The organism is Acidovorax sp. HMWF029 (assembly GCF_003060895.1).
In the GTDB taxonomy this organism is placed as follows: domain Bacteria; phylum Pseudomonadota; class Gammaproteobacteria; order Burkholderiales; family Burkholderiaceae_C; genus Acidovorax.
Map to the genome: position 1 here is coordinate 10,039 of NZ_QAIH01000264.1, position 6,283 is coordinate 16,321.

At 63.7% G+C, this 6,283-nt stretch carries 5 protein-coding genes and 1 pseudogene; 1 reads left to right on the forward strand and 5 read right to left on the reverse strand.

Annotated elements, in window-relative coordinates; translation table 11 throughout:
* A pseudogene (locus DBR12_RS23210) lies at positions 1 to 635 on the forward strand (delta-1-pyrroline-5-carboxylate dehydrogenase); the annotation flags it as partial.
* Between the two features lie 101 nt (positions 636 to 736).
* On the opposite strand, the gene DBR12_RS18785 reads toward DBR12_RS23210, so the two are convergent.
* The 5 genes from DBR12_RS18785 to guaB form a co-directional block, all read right to left on the reverse strand.
* Positions 737 to 1,813: a DUF6352 family protein gene (locus DBR12_RS18785; RefSeq protein WP_108618654.1), complete on the reverse strand. Its 1,077-nt coding sequence runs from the start codon at positions 1,811 to 1,813 to the stop codon at positions 737 to 739.
* Between the two features lie 376 nt (positions 1,814 to 2,189).
* Positions 2,190 to 3,806, reverse strand: coding sequence for a glutamine-hydrolyzing GMP synthase (gene guaA / locus DBR12_RS18790; protein WP_108618649.1), 1,617 nt, complete (start codon positions 3,804 to 3,806; stop codon positions 2,190 to 2,192).
* Positions 3,807 to 3,818: 12 nt separating this feature from the next.
* Positions 3,819 to 4,253, reverse strand: a complete 435-nt coding sequence (locus tag DBR12_RS18795; RefSeq protein ID WP_108618650.1) for a type II toxin-antitoxin system VapC family toxin — start codon at positions 4,251 to 4,253, stop codon at positions 3,819 to 3,821.
* Complete coding sequence (locus DBR12_RS18800; protein ID WP_108618651.1) at positions 4,250 to 4,507, reverse strand: type II toxin-antitoxin system Phd/YefM family antitoxin; 258 nt, start codon at positions 4,505 to 4,507, stop codon at positions 4,250 to 4,252. The genes DBR12_RS18795 and DBR12_RS18800 overlap by 4 nt, the downstream gene beginning before the upstream one ends.
* Positions 4,508 to 4,599: 92 nt before the next feature.
* Entirely contained in the window at positions 4,600 to 6,075 is a 1,476-nt protein-coding gene (gene guaB, locus DBR12_RS18805; protein WP_094290859.1) for an IMP dehydrogenase, read from the reverse strand.
* Positions 6,076 to 6,283 lie beyond the last annotated feature (208 nt).

The window sequence follows — 6,283 nt, forward strand, 5'->3', positions numbered from 1 at the left end:
CGCAGCGCCCGGCCGATGCGCTGGCCCGCACTTTTGCAGACGCCGACCGCGCCATGCCACCCGAGGACGCTGGACGCGTGCGCCTGCTGGCGCCCCTTGCCACGCTGCAGCAATGGGCGCAGCAACAAGGCAACGCCGCGCTGGCCGCCACCTGCCAGCGCTTTGCCCAGCAAACCCAAAGCGGCACCGCCCGCACCCTGCCCGGCCCCACGGGCGAGCGCAACGTCTACACCCTGGCGCCCCGTGCCCGCGTGCTGTGTCTGGCGCAAAGCACGGACGACCTGCTGGTGCAGACGGCTGCCGTGCTGGCCAGCGGCGGCGCCGCCCTGTGGCCCACCGCCCAGGCCAGCCTGCGCACGCAATTGCCCACCCTGGTGCAAGCACAGATCCTGCTGCAGGACAACACGCTGAACGACGGCACACAGACGCTGGACGCGGTGCTGCACCACGGCGACGCCCCCTCGCTGCAGGCCGTGTCCACCGCCCTCGCCCGCCGCGCAGGGCCCATCGTGGGCGTGACCGCAATGCAGCCTGGTGCCACAGACATCCCGCTGGAGCGCCTGCTCATCGAACGCGCGCTGAGCGTGAACACGGCAGCGGCCGGGGGCAATGCGAGCCTGATGACGATTGGATAGCCACCCGATGCCAAGCCGCACGCGGGGTGGTCAAAATCCAAACAAAATTGGCCATTCCCGCGCGCTAGCAGAGCACTTAATGCTATTTAATTTATAGCAAATCAAGTCTGCAATGCCAGCGGCAGGTTCAGCAGCAGGTTTTGCGGCTTGATGCGAACCACGCCCTCGGCGTTGGTGGCCAAGCCCAGGTACACCGGCTTGCCCGCCACGTCCGCGCGCATTTCCGCCGGGTTGGCAAAGGTCAGTGTGAACAGGCTCACCAGGCGCTGCATGCGCTCGGCGTCCACAGGGCGGTCCTGGTAGAGGTCGTTGAGGATGGCCGTGGACTCCACGTCCAGCCCGATGTGCCAACGCCAGGCGGTGTCGGCAATCTGGTGCGCAGGCGTGATCGACACCTGCACCCCCAGCAAGTGGGCCACCCAGCGCTCAAGCACACGCGCCAAGGCCTGGAGGCCCGAGCGAGCGCGGGTCAGCTTGAGGGTGAGCCCGTGGCTGAGTTCCTGCGTCAGCTCATGGGTCAGGTCCAACAAAAAGTGGTGGCGATGGGTCGCTTGCCAAAAGTCCACAGCGTTGTCGACCGTCAGCACCTGTACCTGAGCCGCAGGCTGCAAAGCCCCGCTTTGAAGCAGCAGGCGCCCCACCTCGCCAAGGCCCGCTGTTTCACGCAGAAGGTCCAGCGCCTCGCGGTCCCCAGCCAGTATCTGGCCGTTCTGCACAGTGATGCGCTGGGACCTGAAAAGCATCTCGGCAGCCCGAACCTCGAACGCATCCAGGCCATCACTGCGGCCCAGAAGGTTGTGCAGCAGCGCCTGCACCAGGGCATCGACAAACACCGAAGGCACATCCACTGCGTGGCTGCGCATCAGCCGCAGGTAGTAGGCCTCCAGCGTGCCCGCCGCCAGAAGGCCATCCCGAAACCTCAGAAACACAGCATAGTTTTCGCGGGCGTCGGCGTCCTGCACAGCAGCCAGCTCGCTGGCGGAAACTGCTCGCAATGGCTGTGCGGTCAACGCCGCGTGCAACGCGATCTCGGCAGCGCACGACTCTGGGACCAACGCAAGCTCGGGACGGGCTAGCAGAGTGCGTACATACGCAACGGTGGGTCGCAGCCAGCCCTGTGCATCAGGTTGCAGATGGACCCATCCACTGTCTTCCCAGAAATCATTGCAAGCTTGCATCACGACTGCGCTTCCCAAGGTTGAAAACCCTAGGCTACCAGTCTGACAGAGCCGCAGTGTCGGCAAGAGCACCTGCATGAGCACAAAAGGCACCAGGGTAAGCATCAACCACAGCCCCAGCGGGGTGCGTACAGCACGCTGCGCCACCATACGGGTCCACGGGCAAAGGTTGCGAGCGAGACAAACAAAAAAGCCCACGTCAATGCGGGCTCTCGGGGCGATTGTGCGCCGGTGTCTGCCAGTGGTTGCCTATTGAGTCGGCTTGAATCAACTTGAACCGTTCACGCTGAGCCTGTCCAAGCGCCGCGCAGGGCTTCGACAGGCTCAGCCCGAACGGATTTTTCAAGTTCAAAGATGCCGACTCAATAACGCCAGATCATTCCCATTCAATCGTCGCTGGTGGCTTGCTCGACACGTCATAGGTCACGCGGTTGATGCCGCGCACTTCGTTGATGATGCGCCCCGACACCTTCTTGAGCAGCGCGTAGGGCAGCTCGGCCCAGTCGGCGGTCATGAAGTCACTGGTCTGCACGGCGCGCAGGGCCACCACGTAGTCGTACGTGCGGCCATCGCCCATCACGCCCACGCTCTTGACAGGCAGGAACACGGTGAAGGCCTGGCTGGTCAGGTCGTACCAGGTCTTGCCGGTGGCCTCGTCCTTGAAGTTGCGCAGCTCTTCAATGAAGATCGCGTCGGCGCGGCGCAGCAGGTCAGCGTATTCCTTCTTCACCTCCCCCAGGATGCGCACGCCCAGACCGGGGCCGGGGAACGGGTGGCGATAGACCATGTCGGGTGGCAGGCCCAGGGCCACGCCCAGTTCGCGCACTTCGTCCTTGAACAGGTCGCGCAGGGGTTCCAGCAGCTTCAGGCCCAGTTGCTCTGGCAGGCCACCCACGTTGTGGTGGCTTTTGATGGTGACGGCCTTCTTGCTCTTGGCGCCGCCGGATTCGATCACGTCGGGGTAGATGGTGCCCTGGGCCAGGAAGGTGGCCCCTTTATGGCCGCCTGTGCCGGCCTTGAGCTTGGCGGCTTCAGCCTTGAAAACGTCCACAAACAGGCCGCCGATGATCTTGCGCTTTTGCTCGGGCTCGCTCACACCCGCCAGCTTGCCCAGGAACAAATCGCTGGCGTCCACGCGGATGACCTTGGCGTGCAGCTTGCCCTCGAACATGTCCATGACCATGTCGCCCTCGTTCAAGCGCAGCAGGCCGTGGTCCACAAACACGCAGGTGAGCTGGTCGCCGATGGCGCGGTGGATGAGCGCTGCCGCCACAGACGAATCCACGCCCCCCGACAAGCCCAGGATCACTTCTTCGTCACCGACTTGCTCACGGATTTTCTGGACGGCTTCTTCGATGTAGTCGCCCATGATCCAGTCGGCGCGCGTGCCGCAGATGCCCAGCACAAAGCGCTCCAGCAGCGCCTTGCCCTGCAGGGTGTGCGTGACTTCGGGGTGGAACTGCACAGCGTAATAGCGGCGGCTTTCGTCGGCCATGCCAGCAATGGGGCACGACGGTGTGGAGCACATCACCTTGAAGCCCGGAGGCAAGGCGGTGACCTTGTCGCCATGGCTCATCCACACCTTGAGCATGCCGTGGCCTTCGGGCGTGGCAAAGTCTTCAATGCCCTTGAGCAGTTCGGTGTGGCCGTGCGCGCGCACTTCGGCATAGCCGAATTCGCGGGTATTGGAGCCTTCGACCTTGCCACCCAGCTGCTGGGCCATGGTCTGCATGCCGTAGCAGATGCCCAGCACGGGAACGCCGAGTTCAAACACTGCATCCGGCGCCTTGTCATCCACCTCGTACACACTGGCGTGGCTGCCCGACAGGATCACGCCCTTGAGCGAGCCGTCCTTGGCGTATTCACGCACCCACTCGTCGGTCACGTCGCAGGGGTGCACTTCGCAGTACACATTGGCTTCGCGCACGCGGCGGGCAATAAGCTGCGTGACTTGCGAGCCGAAATCGAGGATGAGGATTTTCTGGTGTTGCATTGTGGTGGTCCGTCAGAGACTGGAGAGGTCGAGAAGGGGGACACCGCTGCGCTGGGCAGCAGCGATTTGTTGGGGGTCAAAAGTGGCCAGCGGCAGACGCAGCGAGCGCGCCAGCCACAGGTAAGCGGCATCGAATGTGGGAAGGCCTGTTTCCAATGCCACGTCGAGCACGGCCTTGTGCTGCGCTGGGGCCAGCTCGTGCAGCTCCACCCGGTGGCGGATGGCTTCCAGCACGCCCCACAGGCCTTCGACAGATGCAGCGGGAATACGCCCGCTGTTCACGCCACTGGCCAGGATGTTGTGGCACTCCCAGTGCCAAAGATTGGGCGCCTGTGGCTCCACCTCATCTCGGCGGATCAGGGCGTAAAGGCGACGGGTATGTTCGCTGGCACTGTCAGGCAGCAGCCAGGCCGCCGTGACAGAGGCGTCAAGCACGAAGGCTGTCATGCGTTGCTCCGCCCTGTACGGCGCAGGCCATCCACCGCTGATGAGCCTGCGGGTTGGATGCTGGCGTGCAGCGCGTCCATCTGCCCCAACTCGCGCGCAATCTGCTCGTCGGAAATCACCGGGCGACGGCGCACTGGCAGCATGCGCACCACCTCTTTTCCGTGGCGGGTAATGCGCACCTCCTCGCCTTGCTCGACCAGCTCGATCAAAGCGGAGAACCTGCTTTTCGCTTCATAGATGCCGACGGACTGCATAAATAAAAAGTCTGGCCTGAATAGTGAATTCAAGCCAGACTATAGCATTCTGACCAGATATTTTCAATCAGGCCAGATTGAGCTCGCAGCGATCAATCCGCGCGATAGTTAGGCGCTTCCTTGGTGATCTGCACATCGTGCACATGGCTTTCGCGGATACCGGCGGTGGTGATCTCGACGAACTCGGCCTTGTTGTTCATCTCTTCGATCGTGGCGCAACCGCAGTAGCCCATGGAGGCGCGCACGCCGCCCGCCATCTGGTAGACGATGCTGACCATGGAGCCCTTGTACGGCACGCGGCCTTCAATACCTTCGGGCACCAGCTTGTCGGCATTGGGATTGCCGGTGCTCGATTCCTGGAAGTAGCGGTCGGCACTGCCCTGCTGCATGGCGCCAATGGAGCCCATGCCGCGGTAACTCTTGTAGCTGCGGCCCTGGAACAGGATGACTTCGCCGGGCGCTTCTTCCGTGCCTGCAAACATGCCACCCATCATCACCGTGCCTGCGCCAGCGGCCAGGGCCTTGGCGATGTCGCCGCTATAGCGAATGCCACCGTCAGCAATCAGCGGCACGCCCGTGCCCTTGAGCGCCGTGGCCACGTTGTCGATGGCCATGATCTGGGGCACGCCCACACCGGCCACGATGCGCGTGGTGCAGATGGAGCCGGGGCCGATACCGACCTTGACGGCGTCGGCTCCCGCCTCGACCAGCGCCAGCGCTGCCGCACCGGTGGCGATATTGCCGCCGATCACGTCGATCTGCGGGTAGTTTTGTTTGACCCAGCGCACGCGGTCGATCACGCCCTTGCTGTGGCCGTGGGCCGTGTCCACCACGATGGCGTCCACACCGGCTTTGACCAGCGCTTCAACGCGTTCTTCAGTGCCCTCACCCACACCCACCGCAGCACCCACGCGCAGACGGCCTGCGGCATCGCGGGCCGCGTTGGGGAAGCTGGTTTGCTTGGTGATGTCCTTCACCGTGATCAGGCCCTTGAGCTCAAAGGCGTCGTTCACAACCAGGATGCGTTCGAGCTTGTGCTTGTTGAGCAGTGCCTTGGCCTGCGCTGGCGTGGTGCCCTCTTTTTCATTGACCGTGATGAGCTTCTCGCGTGGGGTCATGATCTGATGAACCTTGACGTCGTAACGCGTCTCGAAGCGCAGGTCGCGGCCCGTGACGATGCCCACCACCTTGCCGCCGTCGCAGACGGGGAAGCCCGAGATACCCAGCTGTTCGGACAGCTGCAGCACCTGCAGCACCGTGTGCTCGGGGGTGATGACCACGGGGTCGCGCAGCACGCCGGATTCGTAGCGCTTGACCTTGGCCACGTGGGCGGCCTGCTCCTGCGCGGTGAGGTTCTTGTGCACGATGCCAATGCCGCCCTCCTGGGCGATGGCGATGGCCAGGCGTGCCTCAGTCACGGTGTCCATGGCGGCGGACACGAGCGGCAGGTTCAGCTGGATATTGCGGGAGAGTTTCGTCGCGAGGGACGTGTCCTTGGGCAGGACCTGGGAGTACGCTGGCACCAGCAACACATCGTCGAAGGTGAGCGCTTTTCCAAGAAGGCGCATGAGAAAGCTCCAAAAAACGGATTGTACCCGTGCCGCATGCGGCGCACTGGCGACACGCCAGTCCCCCCCCGCCCAACCTCCCAAAAACAGTCCACAACAGGGCCAACAACGCCCTGCGGACGCCTCCACAGACAGGGCGGCATGTGTAGTGCCGCCGTGCAGCACGGGAACCCAAAGCGACCGCCCGTCCCGGCGCACTGGCGGGTGG

Coding starts and splice junctions, on each gene's coding strand:
- DBR12_RS18785 (WP_108618654.1), bottom strand. CDS start 1,813: ATGCAAGCTTGCAATGATTTCTGGGAAGACAGTGGATGGGTCCATCTG.
- DBR12_RS18795 (WP_108618650.1), bottom strand. CDS start 4,253: ATGACAGCCTTCGTGCTTGACGCCTCTGTCACGGCGGCCTGGCTGCTG.
- DBR12_RS18800 (WP_108618651.1), bottom strand. CDS start 4,507: ATGCAGTCCGTCGGCATCTATGAAGCGAAAAGCAGGTTCTCCGCTTTG.
- guaA (WP_108618649.1), bottom strand. CDS start 3,806: ATGCAACACCAGAAAATCCTCATCCTCGATTTCGGCTCGCAAGTCACG.
- guaB (WP_094290859.1), bottom strand. CDS start 6,075: ATGCGCCTTCTTGGAAAAGCGCTCACCTTCGACGATGTGTTGCTGGTG.